Below are 15,642 nucleotides of genomic sequence, written 5' to 3'. Positions count from 1 at the left end.
GGCGTTCGGCCGAACGCGACGTACGTCCCCCACCGACCCCGGTCCGTCCCCGTTCCGCCGCCGAGGTGTTACCCGAACGAGTTCTGCTGCGCGAGCACCGAAAGTGACACCATATCTATTCTGGTAGTCAGACACCGCTGATCGGAGGATCGGTGACCGAACCCGCCGTACGCCGGACGGACGAGCCGGCAGATGCCGAGCCGACCGTCGACGGCCTCGGCTGGAAGGACTTCGCGACCACCCTCAAGACCACCGCGGTCGGCGCGAACGTCGTGCTGGCCGCGATCTCGACCGGCCTCGCGGTCTGGACCGACGGCGTCGGGCGCTGGCTGCTGGCCGGGCTGGTCGCGGCCTCGGTGCTGCTGTTCCTCGGCCAGCTCGCGGTCGCCTGGGTCCGGCTCCGGCAGCGCGCGTGGGCCCAGCTGGCCGAGACCCGGCACCAGCAGGAGCTGTCCGAGGCCCGGGAGGAGGTGGCCCGGGCGACCGAGCGGGCCGCGGCCGCCGCGGCCGAGCTGTCCGGGCTGCAGGCGCTGCGCGGGCGGTGGTCCGCGGCCCAGGCCGCGCTGCACGACCTGTGGCTGGGCTACCCGGCGCCGTACACCGACGAGGTCGAGCTGACCTACCTGGTCGGCACCGACACCGAGGCCGACCGGGTCGTCGAGCACCGCCGTACGGTGCCGGACCGGGGCGCGGCGCTGCCGTTCCTGCAGGGCCGGCTGACCACGCCGACCCAGCTCGACGCGGACGGCGTCACGCTGGCCGACATCGAGCTGGTGACCCGCTCGGAGGACGACCGGACGGCGATCGGGCAGATCGCGCTGACCGAGAAGCCCGGGCTGCTGCGCTGCATGTTCGTCTTCCGGCCGAGCATCACCAGGCCCACCAGCTGGTACGTGCGCTACCGGATGCCCGGGCTGTGGGACGTGCTGCGCGACAGCGGCCACGACCGGCTCACCTGGACGCCGTCCGCCCGGGCCGGCGACCCGGAGCGTTCGACGCTGGGCCGGCTGGTGGTGAACTTCGACTTCCCGCCCGAGGCCGGGGACGACGTGTTCGTCCGCGACCGCGACAACCGGGAACTCAAGCGGCTGACCGGCCCGGACGGGTCGCTGCGCTACCGCTGGGAGAGCGCGGACCCGCTGCCCGAGCAGTACAGCTGGGACCTCTGGTGGGCGATGGCCCCCTGAGGGGTGGTCCGGGCCCGGCGCTGCGGCCGGGCCCGGTCGGTCAGCCGCCGCCGCCGTCGCCGCCGGCGACGCGCGCGCAAGCACCCTCGACCCTCATCCGGACACCTCCCGATCACCGGAGGCGGCGCACGCCTCGGAAGCGGGGCGCCGCCGGCTCTCCGTCGGAGGCCTCAGGCTACTGAGCCGGGAACGGCTCAGCGGTCGGCTTCGGCGCGAGCCTCGGCGCCGGTCTCGCCGGCGTACCCCTCGTCCTGGCCGGCGGTCCGGCCGACGAACTCCTCGCTGTCGCCGGTGCCGGTGGTCGACTCGGCGTCGCCGCCGGTGTCCGGGCCGCCGCCGGTGGCGCGCGAGTTCGCCACCTGGTCGTCGCTGTCGACGTCGTCTTCCTTGTCGTAGGTCCGTTCGCTCATGTGCTGCGGGCTACCCGCCCGACGGCACCGGAAACGGGCCCGGGACGCGGAGCGGCGCCGGTGGGGGGACCGACCGCCCACCGACGCCGCGTTCCGGACGACCCGCCGAGACGGGCCGAGCGACAAGCCCTAGTGCGCTCCGGCCCCGGTCAGCGACCGGACCTCGAGCTCGTCGTACTTCGCATCATCGCGTTCCTTGGACAGGACCGTGCCCAGCCAGCCGAAGAAGAAGCCGAGCGGGATCGAGATCACACCCGGGTTCTCCAGCGGGAACCAGGAGAAGTCCTTGTCGCTGATCATCGAGGTCGGCGCCCCCGAGACCACCGGCGAGAAGATCACCAGGAACAGCGCCACCCCGAGCCCGCCGTAGATCGCCCACGCCGCGCCCTGGGTGTTGAACTTCCGCCAGAACAGGCTGTAGAGGATCGCCGGCAGGTTCCCGGACGCGGCCAGCGCGAACGCCAGCGCGACCAGCGCGGCGACGTTCACGTTCTGCAGGAACACCGACAGCACGATCGACACCGCGCCGATCACCACCGCGGAGATCCGGGCCACCCGGACCTCGGAACCCTCGTCGGCGTCGCCCTTGCGGATGACGTTGGCGTAGATGTCGTGCGCCACCGACGACGAGGACGCGAGCGTGAGCCCGGCGACCACGGCGAGGATCGTCGCGAACGCGACCGAGGCGATGAACGCGAGGAAGATCGCGCCCCCCGTGGAGCCGGCACCGCCGCCGAGCTCTTCGGCCAGCTGTGGTGCCGCGGTGTTGCCGCTGGGGCTCGACGTCCGGATCACCGAACTGCCGACCAGCGCCGCCGCACCGAACCCGAGCGCGAGGGTGAACAGGTAGAAGACGCCGATCAGCCCGATCGCCCAGTTGACCGACCTCCGCGCCTCCTTGGCCGAGGGGACCGTGTAGAAGCGCATCAGCACGTGGGGCAGGCCGGCGGTGCCGAGCACCAGAGCCAGCCCGAGGCTGATCAGATCGAGCTTGGACTTCCAGTCGCCGGTGCCGTACCGCAGGCCGGGCTCCAGGAAGGACTGGCCCTTGCCGCTCTTGTCGGCCGCGGCCCCGAGCAGCGAGGAGATGTTGAAGTTGAACTTGGCCAGCACGAAGATCGTCATCAGCAGCGCGCCGGCCATCAGCAGCCCGGCCTTGACGATCTGCACCCAGGTCGTGCCGCGCATGCCGCCGACGATGACGTACACGATCATCAGCGCGCCGACCAGGACCACGGTGACGTTCTTCGCGGTCGAGGCGGACATGCCGAGGAACGTCTCGCCCTTGCCGATGCCCAGCAGCAGCGCGACCAGCGCGCCCGCGCCGACCATCTGCGCGATCAGGTAGAAGATCGAGACCACGATCGTGGACACGCCCGACGCGACCCGGACCGGCCGCTGCCGCATCCGGAACGCCAGCACGTCGCCCATCGTGTAGCGGCCGGAGTTGCGCATCAGCTCGGCCACCAGCAGCAGCGCGACCAGCCAGGCGACCAGGAAGCCGATGGAGTAGAGGAAGCCGTCGTAGCCGAACAGCGCGATGATCCCGGCGATGCCGAGGAACGAGGCGGCCGACATGTAGTCGCCGCCGATGGCCAGGCCGTTCTGGAAGGCCGAGAACGAGCGGCCGCCGGCGTAGAAGTCGGCGGCGGTCTTGTTCTGCCGGCTGGCCCAGAGCGTGATGTAGAGCGTGATGAGGATGAAGACCACGAACAGCCCGATGGTCAGGGTGTGCTGGCCGTCCTCGCTCAGCGCGAGCGCGGGGTCGTTCACCGGGCGCCTCCCAGCTCGTCGTGCAGCTCGGTGGACAGCGGGTCGAGCTTCGCGTTCGCGTAGCGCGAGTAGCTCCAGGCGATGACGAACGTCGAGACGAACTGCAGCAGCCCGAAGAAGAAGGCCACGTTGAGATTGCCCACGACCTTGTTGTCCATGAAGCCGCGGGCGAACGCGGACATCAGGACGTAGAGCAGATACCAGGCCAGGAACGCGATCGTCATCGGGAACACGAAGCTCCGATAGCGACGGCGCAGCTCGGCGAATCTCGGGTCGGCGTCCATCCGCGTGTACGCCTCGGTGGTGGGGGTGGTTCCGGTGCGTTGAATCTCGCTGCTTGTCATGAGGGCACCTCCTGCGTCGCCGTCGACGGCAGCTCTCCTTGGCGCGACCGTAGAAGTGCGGCCGGTCGGGTGCGGGCCCGCGCCGCGGCGGGTGCGCCGAGCGGCGTACGGCGTGCGCCGAGTGACGGCTGTCACTCCGGTCACCCTTGGAGGCGCAGCCGCTCCGGTGCGTGCAGCTGGACCATGGTCCGGCCGACGTCGGCCGGCACCCGCTTCTGCGTCGCCAGCGACACCAGCACCATCACCCCGAACGCCGTCGGCACCGTCCAGGCCGCCGGCTGGGCCAGCAGCGCCCCAGGCCAGCCGTCGAGATCCGGCCCGAGCACGGTCATCAGCACCGCCCCGAGCGAGAGCCCGCCGCCGACCAGCAGCCCGGCCCCGGCGCCGATCCCGGTCAGCCGCGTCCACCAGATCCCCAGCACCAGCAGGGGGCAGAACGTCGAGGCCGCCACCGCGAAGGCCAGACCGACCACAGTGGACAGTCCGAGCGAGCCCGCCTGCAGCGCCAGCAGCAGCGGCACCACCCCGGCCACCATCGCCGAGCGACGGAAGTCGCGCACCGAGCCGTGCCCGCCGGACCAGCGGCCGAGCACGTCGGTCGACAGCACCCCCGACACCGAGACCAGCAGCCCGCTGGAGGTGGACAGGAACGCGGCGAACGCCCCGGCCGCGACCAGCCCGCCGAGCAGCTGCCCGGGCAGGCCGCCGATCGCCGAGCCCGGCAGCACCAGCACGACCGCGTCCGCGTTGCCGTCCCGCAGCAGGTGCGGTGCGTACACCCGGCCGAGCGCGCCGTAGATCGTCGGGAACAGGTAGAAGACGCCGAGCATGCCGAGCACGACCAGCGTGGTCTTCCGGGCCGCCCGCCCGTCCGGGTTGGTGTAGAAGCGGACCAGCACGTGCGGCAGCCCCATCGTGCCCAGGAACGTCGCCAGGATCAGCGAGTACGTCGAGAACAGCGGGTGCCCGCCCGGCAGCCCGGTCAGCGGGATCACCCAGCGGGCGCCGTCCGGGACCAGGCCCGCCTGCCCGGCCGGCGAGGGCGCGCCGTCGCGGTGCAGCCAGACGATCAGCAGCACCATCGCCGGGAACGCGATCGCGGTCAGCTTCACCCAGTACTGGAAGGCCTGGACGAAGGTGATGCTGCGCATCCCGCCGACCGCGACGTTGACCGTGACCACCACGCCGACCACGACCGCGCCGACCCAGGCCGGGGCGCCGGTGACCGTGGACAGCGTGAGCCCGGCGCCCTGCAGCTGCGGCACCAGGTAGAGCCAGCCGATGAGCACCACGAAGCCGGTGGCCAGCACCCGCAGCCCGGGCGAGCGCAGCCGGGCCTCGGCGAAGTCCGGCAGCGTGTACGCGCCGGACCGGCGCAGCGGCGCCGCGACGTACAGGAGCATGGCCAGGTAGCCGGCGGTGAAGCCGACCGGATACCAGAGCATGTCGACGCCGTAGACCATGATCAGCCCGGCGACGCCGAGGAAGCTGGCCGCGGACAGGTACTCGCCGCTGATCGCGGAGGCGTTCAGCCGCGGGCTGACCGTCCGGGACGCGACGAGGAAGTCGCTGGTGTTGCGGGAGATCCGGTAGCCGAAGGCCCCGATCCCCAACGTCGCCAGCGTGATCACCACGATCGCCGGCACGGCATACGGGCTCATTCGCGGCTGACGAGTTCCGCGAAGTGCTTCTCGTTGCGTTCGGCTGCGCGGACGTAGGCCCAGGCGATGCCGAACACGACCGGGTACGCCAGCACGCCCAGCAGCAGCCAGGGCAGCGGCAGCCCGGCGAACCGGATCCGGTCCACCCCCGGCGCGAGCGCGAACAGCAACGGCTGGATCCCGAACACCGCGACGACCAGCAGCGAGAGCCGGACGGCCAGCGCCAGCTGGGTCCGGATCAGCCCCTTGACCAGGACCTCACCGACCGGGGTCTGGTCCTCGATCTCCCGCGCGGCCGCGTCCGGGCGGGGGGCCCGGGCGCCGCCGGCCAGCACCACCCGGACGCGGGGCGGCGGCCGCTCGTCCGCGGGGCCGTCGGTGCCGTCCATGTCGCCGAGACTGCCATCCTCAGACGGTTTCCGGCACCCGCTCGTGCTCCGGCAGGTCGCGGCGCGTCTTCACCGGGCCCACCAGCAGGACGGTCGCGGCGAGCAGCACGCCCGCGGTCCCGGCCCACATCGTCGCGCGCAGCCCGATCGTGGTCGCCAGCGCGCCGCCGAGGACCGCGGCCAGCGGCATCGTGCCGTAGTTGAGCACCCGCATGCTCGCGGTGGCCCGGCCCAGCAGGGCGGGCGGGCAGTAGCGCTGGCGGAAGCTGCAGTTGATCACGTTGCCGGCCACGACCCCCGCGGCGACCCCGGGGTCGCCGGCGACGAGCCAGGCCGCGCCCCAGCCGGCCGAGGTCAGCGGCATCAGCAGCGCGCAGGCCCCGGCCCCGAACTCGTACAGCACCAGCCCGACCATGCCCGAGCCCAGCCCGACCTCCCGGACCAGGAACACCACCAGGATCGCCTGGTACGAGGTGAGCGCCAGGTTGGACATGGCGCCGTAGCTCGCCAGCACCCGCAGGTAGGGGTCGCGGGCGGTGAACCGCAGCCCGGTCCGGGCGGCGGCCAGCATCGACTCCCGGCCCGGGTCCGGCGCGACCCGGTCCCGGGTCCGCATCCGCAGCAGGCAGCCGGCCGAGACGACGTAGCTGGCGGCGTCCGCGACCAGCGCGGTGACGGCGCCCCCGAGGGTGGCCAGCAGGGCGGCGACGCCCGGGCCGGCCACCCCGGCCGCGGACGCGCCCCCCTGCAGCCGGGCGTTGCCGGCCGGCAGCTGGTCCGGCGCCAGCGCCGGGGGCTGACCTGCAGGGCGCTCGCGTGCAGCGTGGTCACCGCGACCAGCGGTACGGCCACGGAGCTGGCCGAGGTGCCGAGCCGGCTCACGGTCTGGCCGGCCAGCAGCAGCCGGAAGTCGCGGGTCACGACGGGCCTCCCTTTCTCGGGAACGACTGGAGCTGGACCACGACGGTCTCGGCACCCTCGGCGGCGGGCCGGTCCCGGTAGCGGTTGATGACGTCCATCAGCTCGTCGTTGGGCTGCTCGAGCCCGGCGGCGTCGAGCCGGGCGGTGAAGTCGGAGAACGTGGCCGAGTCCTGCCAGGCCGGCGACCACTGCTCGACGTGCTCGATGAAGTCGGCGGCGCGGGCGAAGTTCTGCTCCAGGAGGCCCTGCAGATTATTCTCTGCGGTTCGCGGGTGGTCGCTGCCCGCTGAGGTCCGGCTCGTGGCCGACGAGCCGACGCGCGGCCGGCTGCTCGGCTACCGGATCGGCTCGATCGGCACCGGCATCTTCGGCGCGGTGCCCGGGCTGCTGCTGCTGATCTTCCTGACCGACACGGTCGGCGTCCCGGCGATGCGGCGGGCGGCCTGGTTCGCGTACGCGGGCTGGCCCGGGTACCCGGTGCTCACCCCGACCCTGCAGCGCGCGACGTCGGCCGGTCCGCTGGCGGCGGCCTGGGCGGTGCTGCGTCAGGTCGGCGTCGAGGGCTACCGCTCGCTCAAGCTGGCGGCCCGGTCGGCGCCGCTGACGCTGGCCGCGGGAGTGTCCACTGTGGAAGGCCTGCGGGTGCGGGGCGTCCCGGACACCACACTTCTCGCGGTCGCCGGGTCACCCGGGGCTGCGATCCGGTGGCCGCGGCCCGGGCGGCCGGCCCGGCCGCCGCCGTCGATCTGTCCGGAGTGGACCTGTCCACAGTGGACGAGGGCGGACTGGTCCGGCTGCTCACCGAGACCGGCCTCACCCTCGACACGGTGGCCCCCGTCAACGCCACCCTCGACGCCTTCCCGGTCCCCGCCCGCGAACACCACCTCGCCGTCTTCCTCTCCACCCTGCTCGCTCCTCCCGCCGGCTGACGTGCGGGAAGGGCCGATCCGAAGTGCTGCCGGTCCGGCCCCAGACCATCAGGAGCGGGCCCAGTCGGCTTTGGTGGCTCGGATGAGGCGGTCCTTGAGCTCGCGGGTGTGGCGGCGGGAGACGGGCAGCTCGCGGTCGCCGGTGAGCACGACGTACCCGGATCCGGTCAGCCGCAGCTCCCGGACGTCGCGCAGCGAGACCAGGTACGAGCGGTGGATGCGGACGAAGCCGGCGTCGGCCCAGCGCTCGGCCAGCACCGAGAGCGGCACCCGGATCAGGTGCGAGGCCCCGTCGGTGTGCAGCCGGGCGTAGTCGCCCTGCGCCTCGACCCAGCGCACCTCGGCCCGCGGCAGCATCGTGGTGCGCCCGGCCAGCTCGACCGGGATCACCTCCTCGTACTCGGCCCGGTCCAGGTCCGGCCCGGCCGAGCGGGCGGCGACGACCCGGCGCAGCGACTCGGCCAGCCGCTCCGGCCGCAACGGCTTGAGCAGGTAGTCGACCGCGCCGAGGTCGAACGCGTCCACGGCCCGGTCGTCGTGCGCGGTGACGAACACGATCGACGGCGCCGCAGGATGCCGGTGCAGCGCCCGGGCCAGCTCCAGCCCGTCCATGCCCGGCATCCGGATGTCGAGGAAGACGGCGTCGACGTCGCGCAGCAGGCGCAGCGCGCTGCCGGCGTCGCCGGCCCGGACCACGGAGTCGACCCGCGGGTCGGCGTCCAGCAGGTAGCCGAGCTCGTCCAGCGCCGGCGGCTCGTCGTCCACCGCGAGCACCCGCAACCGGCGCCGGGGCCCGCTCATCGCCTGCGCTCCGCGCGCTGTGCGCCGAGCCCGGTCCGCGCGCGCCGCGCGCCGCGCCCGCTCATGACGCCCGCACGTCGGCGTGGAACTTCGGGATCCGCATGCTCACCTTCGTCCCCGCGCCGGGCGCGGTCTCCACCACCAGGCCGAACTCGTCCCCGAAGACCGACCGCAGCCGGTCGTCGATGTTGCCGAGGCCGACGTGCCCGCCCTCGTCGGCCTGCCGCTGCAGCACCTCGGGGTCCATCCCGACGCCGTCGTCCTCGACGCTGATGAGGCAGGCGGTCCCGGCGTCCTCGGCCACGATCGAGACGGTGCCGACACCGGTCTTCGCGGCCAGCCCGTGCCGGACGGCGTTCTCCACCAGCGGTTGCACGCCGAGGAACGGCACCGCCACCGGCAGCACCTCCGGCGCGATCTGCAGCCGAACCTGCAGCCGGTCGCCGAAGCGGGCCCGCTCCAGGGTCAGGTACCGGTCGATCGAGCGCAGCTCCTCGGCCAGCGTGGTGAACTCGCCGTGCGAGCGGAACGAGTAGCGGGTGAAGTCGGCGAACTCCAGCAGCAGCTCCCGCGCCCGCTCCGGGTCCGTACGGACGAAGGACGCGATCGTGGTCAGCGCGTTGTAGACGAAGTGCGGGCTGATCTGGGCCCGCAGCGCGCGGACCTCGGCCCGCACCAGCCGGGCCCGGGACCGGTCCAGCTCGGCCAGCTCCAGCTGCGTCGACACCCAGCGGGCGGTCTCCAGCGCGGCCTGCACCAGCCCCGGTCCGGGCTCGGTCGAGGTGATCGCGGCCAGCGTCCCGACGACCCGGTCGTCGACCGCGATCGGCACCACGACCGCGCCCCGGGCCAGGCACATCGGGTCGTTGCAGAGCAGCTCCTCCGGCCGCACCACGACCGGCCGCCCGTTTGCCAGCGGGCCTTCGGACGCCGCGGTCCAGATCCGGTCGGCGTGGTGGTCGCCCGGGCCCTCCCAGACCAGCGCGCGCTCGGTGTCGGAGATCGCGACGGCCGGGGTGCCGAGCAGCGAGCGCAGGTGCCGGGCCGACTTGCCGGCCGAGGTCGCGTTCAGCCCGAGCCGCAGCGGCGGGGCCGCCAGCGAGGCGGTGTGCAGCGTCTCGAACGTGACCCGCTCCGCGGACGTGGCGAACCGCCGCCGCGACCGGACCCGGCCCACCGCCCACACGGTCAGCACGACCACCAGCAGCAGCCCGAGGCCGAGCCACGCCGTACGCACACCCGCATGGTCGCCGTCGTCGCCCTTTCGGGCAATGGACCGGCAATACTCGACACCTACACGTGACCGCCCTGACCGACCAGCCGGACGACCTCGTCCGCGCAGCCCCAGGACAGGGTGACGCCGGCGCCGCCGTGGCCGTAGCAGTGCACGACGTCGCCCTCGCGCTCGAGCCGTACGGCCGGGCGGGCCGGGCGGACCCCGACCGCGTGGCCGAGCACAGGCGCGTCGCGCAGCTCCGGGACGACCTCCCGGCAGCGGGCCAGGATCTTCCCGGCCACGGCCGGGTCGGGTCCGGTGCTCTCGTCGCCCTCGTCCGCGGTGCCGCCGCAGACGACGTCGGTGCCGCGCGGCACCACGTACACCATCCCGTCGGGGTGGTCCTCGTCGATCGTCCAGCCGGCCAGCCCGGGGTCCGCCACCCGCACCACCTGACCCCGTACGCCGGTCAGCGCCGGGTCGCCGGCCAGCTCGCGCGCGCCCAGGCCGGTCGCGTTGACCACCGCGTCGGCCGGGACAGCGGCCAGGTCGGTGACCGTGGTGACCCGGAAGCTCACCCCGGCGGCGGCCAGCTCGTCCAGCAACCAGGGCAGGTAGGCCGGCATCCGCACGACCGGCGCGGCGAACTCGTACCCGTCGGCGTAGCCGGGCGGCAGGTCGGTGACCCGGCCCAGCCGCGGCACCGCGGCCATCCACCACGGGTCCGGCTGCGGCTGGCGGAACAGCTCCCGGCCGCGCAGCAGCGCGACGCCGGTCTCCGGCCGTACGGACAGGATCGAGAGCATGTCGTAGGTCGCGCCGGCCCACCGGGTCACCGCGTCCTCGGGAAAGGCCCGGTACGGGTACCAGACCGCGGCCGCGACGGCGGAGGTCGTGTCCTGGATCGCGTCCCGGCTCCAGACCTCGACCGTGTGACCTGCGCGCACCAGCCGGTGCGCGCAGGTCAGCCCGATCACGCCCGCCCCCACCACCACGACCCGCACCCCGCCGATCCTGCCGCACCCGTGCGCCGCGGCCGAGGTCCTCGGCGAGACCGCGGTCACCGCCACCACGAACTCCCGGAACTCGTCCTCCGCGCTCGGATCCACGTCCAGCCCCTCCGCCGTCCTGTGCACCGTGACACGCCCGCACCGGCGGCAGAGGTTGAGCCCTCAGAGCGCGGGACCCGGGAAGTGCGGCAGGTCGGTCACGTCGACGGTCTGCAGACCGTCGACCTCGACCGGGCCGCCACCCTCGACGATCAGCCCCCCGGTCGCGGTGGTCGTCCGGCTGCCGGCGTGGACCCGATGGGTGCCGGTGAACACGACCGCGGTCGCGTTGCCGGCGACCCGCATCCGGATCACCAGCGCGGTGTCGTCCAGCTTCCCCGACCCGAGCAGCCCGTCGAAGGGGAAGAACGGGCCCGGGGTGGCGGACTCGGCCGCGCCCCAGACGTAGCGGGCCCCCGACGGCAGGGCGGTGGTCGCGACCACGACCGTGTGGCCGGAGGCGGTGCGTCCGCTCCAGAGCACCCGCGGGTCGGACTGGTCGACCGGCACCAGGTGCCACTGCTGCTGGATCAGCTCCACCGCGATCGGCCAGTCCCCGTCACCCGGAGCGCGCTCCAGCGACGTGGCCAGCTCCTCGTGGCTCGGCCGCCGCGGCTGCGTCGTCCGGGTGCCCACGTTCAGGCTGTAGATCTCCCGGCCGTCCTTGCTCACCGCCACCCGGATCTCCCTGTTCTGCACCGGCGGCGGGAACACCGCGAACCCGTCGGCCCGCATCGGCACCGGCGCTGAGCCGCCGACCAGCGTCCCGTCCGCCCGGACGTCGGCGGTCCAGGTCGCCGTGGCGGTGCTGCCGGCCGGCGCCATGACGACGACGTACGTCACGCCGCAGGCGGTGATCTGGTTGATGAACGCGGTCCCTCCGTTGGGCAGGGCCCGGCCGCCGGAACCCTCGTACACCGACGCGTTGTGGTCGACCTTGAGGCGGTTCACGTCGGTGCCGACGACGGCCACATCCCAGCCGACCTTGCCGTCGGGCCGGGTCGCCCCGACGTCGCCGACGATCAGGCCGTCCTCGGTCCGCTGCACCATCCGTACGTGGGCGGTGGCCGGGTCCAGGCGGCCGCCGGGCACCGCGGTCCGAACCAGCAGGTCGTTCCAGCCGGCCCGCAGGACCGCGGTCACGATCGGCAGGTCGTGGCCGAGGGACCCGGCCACCGGGCCCGGCGCACGCAGTCCGGCCACCGGCTTGATCGACGCGTACGGCGGGACGCACGGTGCTGCCCCCGGACGCGCGCTCGGCGTCGGCGCTGTCGCCGCCGGGGCCGGGGCCCGGTCGGGGCGGGCCGCGACCACGACCGGCACGGCGACCAGCACGACGGCCGCCGCGGCCGCGACAGCCCCGGCGGTGGTCCGGCGGCGGCTGCGGCGGCGGACGGCGGTGTAGAGGCCGGGCACGCTGGGCGCATCGTCGGCGCGGTCGGTCAGCAGGTCGCGGAGCGCGTTCTCGGCTCGGGTCAGGTCGTCGGTCACCGTGCGCCTCCTTCGGTCGCGTTGGCCGGATCGAGGAGGGCCTGCAGGCGGCGGAGCCCGCGGGAGGCCTGGCTCTTCACGCTGCCGACCGAGCAGCCGAGGATCTCCGCGGTCGCGATCTCGGAGAAGTCCTCCCAGTAGCGCAGGATCAGGATCGCCTTCGTCCGCGGCGGCATCTGCTGCAGCGGCCGCCAGAGCCGGTCCCGCTCGTCGACCGCGGCCGGCTCGTCCCGCCCGGGCCGCTCGGGCAGCTCGCCGGCCAACACCTCGCGGCTGCTCGGCTTGCGCCACCACCGCCGCTGCTCGTTGAGCAGGATCGTCCGGACGTACGCCTCGGGGCTGCCGGCGGTGCGGACCCGCGCCCAGTGCCGGTACGCGCGGGTCAGCGCGCTCTGCACCAGGTCCTCGGCCAGCCCGCGGTCGCCGGTCAGCAGGTACGCCGTACGCAACAGCGCCGGTGACCGCGTCGCGACGAACTCGCGGAAGTCCTCGTCGTTCTCCCGGCCCATCCGCCCTCCCTCGTCACCCGCTCATCACCCGGAAGAGGACATGGAGGTTGAGTCAGACCTTCGTCAGGGTGCGGACGTCCCGGACCGGCACCGGCTTCCCGGCGGCGTCGGTGACCCGGACGCCCGCGGCGGACGACCCGCTCGGGGCCAGCACGCCGGCGGTCACCGTGCTCGTCGTGCCGCCCGCGGTGACCGTCTTGGTCCCCGGCACGATCACCACCAGCGGTCCGCCCGGAACCTGCCAGGTCAGCGCGGTTCCCGGCAACGCGCCGGCGGCCAGGTAGCCGCCGAAGGACTCGTCGGCCCCGCGGCCGGGGGGCGAGGCGCCGCCCCAGACGTACTGGGCGCCGCTGGGCAGCGTGGTGGCGAAGGCCGCGAGGGTCCGGCCGTCGCCGAGCCGGGCGCTCCAGAGCACCCGGATGCCGGTCTGTGTGAACGGCACCGCGTCGGGCTGACTGTCGGAGAGCGTGGTGACCTCGGCACGGACGCCGTCGCCGGGCGCGGCGGCCACGGCCCGGAGCCGATCGGCGGTCGAGAGGAGGGCCGGGATGGGCGGCCCGTCGACCGCGTGCGTGTACGACGTCCCGCCCGCGTCCTGCACCCGGACGATCGTCCGCGGCAGCGCCGGCCGGGCGAAGACCGCCGTCCCGTCGGCCCGCAGCGGGACCGGGACGGTGTGCCGGACCGGGTGGCCGTCGGCGTCGACCGCCGTGTCGTGGCTGAGCTGCGCGGCCGACCCGGGCGGCGCCACCACCGCGATCAGGTTCACCGACCGGCCGCAGACCTGCAGGAGCTGCCCGACGAAGAACTCACGGCCCGACGCGAACGGCTCGCCGGCCAGGACCGCTCCCCCGCTGGTGAAGCCGCCCGGGCCGAGGTGGTCGCGGTCCGGACCGCCCACCACCGTCTCGAGCTCCGTCGTCCCGGCGGTGCCGGTGGCCACGGCGACGATCAGACCACCGTCGGCCCGCTCGACGGAGTGCACCCGTACCGTGCCCGGGTCGAGGCCGTGGTCCCCACCCGAGTCGGGCGAGCTGAGCGCGGACCAGGCGGCCCGGCCGGCGGCCGCGACCGTCTTGGCGTCGCCGCCGAGGGAACCCCGCACGTCGTGCTGCGCGGGCAGGCCGCGCACCGCCGTCGGCGTCGTGGCGCAACCCTGGACGTCGGCGCTCGACGGCGTCGCCGTCGGGGCCGCGCCGATCCGCCCGTCCAGCAGCACGGCCGGCACGCCGACCGCGGCCACCGTGACCGCCACCGTGCCGCCGACGAGGGCCTGCTGCCGGCGACGGTGCCGGCGGCGGACCGCGGCGTAGACGCCGGTCGGGGGGACGACCCCTCCGGCGCGGTCGGCGAAGACGTCCCGGAGGATCGACTCGGGATCGCGGCTCATCGGTGTCCCCCTTCCGTCCGGGCGGCAGCCGCCCGGTCCGGGTCGATGGCGTCCTGGAGCTTGCGCAGACCGCGCGACGCCTGGCTCTTCACGGTGCCGACCGAGCAGCCGAGGACCGACGCGGTGTCGGCCTCGGAGTAGTCCTCCCAGTAGCGCAGGACCAGCACGGCCCGGGTCCGCGGCGGCAGCGTGAGCACCGCGCGCCAGACCGCGTCCCGCTCGGCCACCGCGCCGGACTCGTCCGGGCCGGGCCGGTCCGGCACCCCGCCGACGACCTCGCGGCCGGGGTTGCGGCGCCACCAGGACCGCCGCTCGTTGACCATGATCTTCCGGACGTACGCCTCGGGGTTGCCGGCGGCGGTGACCCGGGCCCAGTGCCGGTACGCCTTGGCCAGCGCGCTCTGCAGCAGGTCCTCGGCCAGCCCGCGGTCGCCGAGGAGCAGGTACGCGGTCCGCAGCAACGCCGGGGACCGCGACGCCACGAACTCGCGGAAGTCCTCGTCGTCGCTCATACCCGACAACACTCCGGGCGCGGCGGCGAGGTTGCGCGGCTACTTCAGCAGCTTCGACATCCGCCGGTCGGCCAGCTGCTGGCCGTTGGTCTGGCAGGTCGGGCAGTACTGCATGGACCGGGACGCGAACGACACCTCGCGCACGGTGTCCCCGCAGACCGGGCAGGGCAGGCCCGGCCGGGCGTGCACCCGCAGGCCGGACCGCTTCTCCGCCTTCAGCGTCGCCGCCTGCTGCCCGATCGAACGGTCCACGGCATCGCGCAGCGTCGTGATCATCGCCGAGTGCACCCGGGACAGCTCGGCCTCGGTCAGCTTCCCGGCCGGCTTGAACGGCGACAGCTTGGCCACGTGCAGGATCTCGTCCGAGTACGCGTTGCCGACGCCGGAGATCATCGTCTGGTCGGTGAGCGCGCCCTTGAGCTGGCCGCCGTGCTGGGTCAGCAGCTCCCCCAGCCGCTCGGCGGTCAGCGCCGGGTCGAGCGCGTCCGGGCCGAGCCGGGCGATGCCGGGCACGTCGGTGGGCGCGCGGACCAGGTAGAGCGCGAGCCGCTTCTGGGTGCCCTGCTCGGTCAGGTCGAAGCCGCTGCCGTCGTCCATGTGCAGGCGGGCCGCGATCGGGCCGCGGCCGGGCTTGGGCGGGGCCGGCGGCAGCTTGTCCCGCCAGTGCAGCCAGCCGGCCCGGGACAGGTGCGTGATCAGGTGCAGCGCGTCCGGGGCGCCCGGGGCCGAGCCGCCGATCTCGACGTCGAGAAACTTCCCGTACCGCCCGGCGCCGCTGACCTCCATCCCCGCGATCGCGGTCGGCGGCGGGTCGAACGTCTTCAACGCGCTGAACGCCACCAGATCCAGCCGAGCGACGACATGGCCGACCGCGCGCTCCCGCAGGAACGCCGCGAGCGCCTCCACCTCCGGCAACTCAGGCACGCCCCCAGTATGCGCCCATCGGGCAAGAACGGTCACCGAGGGTCAACGAGATGGGGCGGGCTGGAGTGCTCATCGGTGCGGACGCAGGGAACACGGGGTGTGAACAGGGGTGATATCCGGTCCCGTGTGGACAGTT

17 protein-coding genes are annotated in these 15,642 nt (G+C 74.1%); 2 read left to right on the top strand and 15 right to left on the bottom strand.

The window, feature by feature from the left end:
- The first annotated feature begins 152 nt into the window (after positions 1-152).
- Entirely contained in the window at positions 153-1,187 is a 1,035-nt protein-coding gene (locus tag VGP36_18375) for a hypothetical protein (protein ID HEV7656685.1), read from the top strand.
- A 194-nt stretch (positions 1,188-1,381) separates the two neighbouring features.
- Here the strand turns inward: VGP36_18375 and VGP36_18370 are convergent, their stop codons facing one another.
- From VGP36_18370 to VGP36_18340, 7 genes are all read right to left on the bottom strand, one after another.
- On the bottom strand, positions 1,382-1,597 hold the full coding sequence (locus VGP36_18370; protein ID HEV7656684.1) for a hypothetical protein: 216 nt from the start codon (positions 1,595-1,597) through the stop codon (positions 1,382-1,384).
- Positions 1,598-1,726: 129 nt separating this feature from the next.
- Positions 1,727-3,370 carry a cation acetate symporter gene (locus VGP36_18365; protein ID HEV7656683.1) on the bottom strand — a complete coding sequence of 548 codons (1,644 nt, stop codon included), beginning with the start codon at positions 3,368-3,370 and terminating at the stop codon, positions 1,727-1,729.
- Complete coding sequence (locus VGP36_18360) at positions 3,367-3,714, bottom strand: DUF485 domain-containing protein (protein ID HEV7656682.1); 348 nt, start codon at positions 3,712-3,714, stop codon at positions 3,367-3,369. Before VGP36_18360 ends, VGP36_18365 begins: the two co-directional genes overlap by 4 nt.
- A gap of 140 nt (positions 3,715-3,854) precedes the next feature.
- Positions 3,855-5,375, bottom strand: a complete 1,521-nt coding sequence (locus tag VGP36_18355) for a cation acetate symporter (protein ID HEV7656681.1) — start codon at positions 5,373-5,375, stop codon at positions 3,855-3,857.
- Positions 5,372-5,764 carry a hypothetical protein gene (locus VGP36_18350; GenBank protein ID HEV7656680.1) on the bottom strand — a complete coding sequence of 131 codons (393 nt, stop codon included), beginning with the start codon at positions 5,762-5,764 and terminating at the stop codon, positions 5,372-5,374. Before VGP36_18350 ends, VGP36_18355 begins: the two co-directional genes overlap by 4 nt.
- A gap of 19 nt (positions 5,765-5,783) precedes the next feature.
- Positions 5,784-6,488 (bottom strand): hypothetical protein, encoded by a 705-nt coding sequence (locus VGP36_18345; protein HEV7656679.1) that lies wholly within the window; start codon positions 6,486-6,488, stop codon positions 5,784-5,786.
- Positions 6,489-7,020: 532 nt separating this feature from the next.
- Positions 7,021-7,170, bottom strand: coding sequence for a hypothetical protein (locus VGP36_18340; protein ID HEV7656678.1), 150 nt, complete (start codon positions 7,168-7,170; stop codon positions 7,021-7,023).
- Between the two features lie 219 nt (positions 7,171-7,389).
- On the opposite strand from VGP36_18340, the gene VGP36_18335 reads away from it, so the two are divergent.
- Positions 7,390-7,614: a hypothetical protein gene (locus VGP36_18335; protein HEV7656677.1), complete on the top strand. Its 225-nt coding sequence runs from the start codon at positions 7,390-7,392 to the stop codon at positions 7,612-7,614.
- Positions 7,615-7,662: 48 nt separating this feature from the next.
- Here VGP36_18335 and VGP36_18330 read toward each other — a convergent pair whose 3' ends face one another.
- From VGP36_18330 to VGP36_18295, 8 genes are all read right to left on the bottom strand, one after another.
- A complete protein-coding gene (locus tag VGP36_18330; GenBank protein HEV7656676.1) occupies positions 7,663-8,415 on the bottom strand; it encodes a LytTR family DNA-binding domain-containing protein in 753 nt (250 codons plus the stop codon).
- Positions 8,416-8,476: 61 nt separating this feature from the next.
- On the bottom strand, positions 8,477-9,592 hold the full coding sequence (locus tag VGP36_18325) for a histidine kinase (protein ID HEV7656675.1): 1,116 nt from the start codon (positions 9,590-9,592) through the stop codon (positions 8,477-8,479).
- 116 nt (positions 9,593-9,708) lie between these two features.
- Complete coding sequence (locus VGP36_18320) at positions 9,709-10,767, bottom strand: FAD-dependent oxidoreductase (protein ID HEV7656674.1); 1,059 nt, start codon at positions 10,765-10,767, stop codon at positions 9,709-9,711.
- Positions 10,768-10,803: 36 nt separating this feature from the next.
- On the bottom strand, positions 10,804-12,171 hold the full coding sequence (locus VGP36_18315; GenBank protein ID HEV7656673.1) for a hypothetical protein: 1,368 nt from the start codon (positions 12,169-12,171) through the stop codon (positions 10,804-10,806).
- The gene (locus VGP36_18310) at positions 12,168-12,680 is read right to left on the bottom strand and encodes a SigE family RNA polymerase sigma factor (protein HEV7656672.1); all 513 of its coding nucleotides are present in this window, start codon (positions 12,678-12,680) and stop codon (positions 12,168-12,170) included. Before VGP36_18310 ends, VGP36_18315 begins: the two co-directional genes overlap by 4 nt.
- 52 nt (positions 12,681-12,732) lie before the next feature.
- Positions 12,733-14,070, bottom strand: a complete 1,338-nt coding sequence (locus tag VGP36_18305) for a hypothetical protein (GenBank protein HEV7656671.1) — start codon at positions 14,068-14,070, stop codon at positions 12,733-12,735.
- On the bottom strand, positions 14,067-14,582 hold the full coding sequence (locus VGP36_18300; protein ID HEV7656670.1) for a SigE family RNA polymerase sigma factor: 516 nt from the start codon (positions 14,580-14,582) through the stop codon (positions 14,067-14,069). Before VGP36_18300 ends, VGP36_18305 begins: the two co-directional genes overlap by 4 nt.
- Positions 14,583-14,621: 39 nt before the next feature.
- Positions 14,622-15,506: a DNA-formamidopyrimidine glycosylase family protein gene (locus VGP36_18295; GenBank protein ID HEV7656669.1), complete on the bottom strand. Its 885-nt coding sequence runs from the start codon at positions 15,504-15,506 to the stop codon at positions 14,622-14,624.
- Between the last annotated feature and the right edge of the window lie 136 nt (positions 15,507-15,642).

Source organism: Mycobacteriales bacterium (genome assembly GCA_035995165.1).
GTDB lineage: Bacteria > Actinomycetota > Actinomycetes > Mycobacteriales > CADCTP01 > CADCTP01.
The sequence above is the reverse complement of the archived record's forward strand: the minus strand, read 5'-3'. Positions and strand labels throughout refer to the sequence as shown.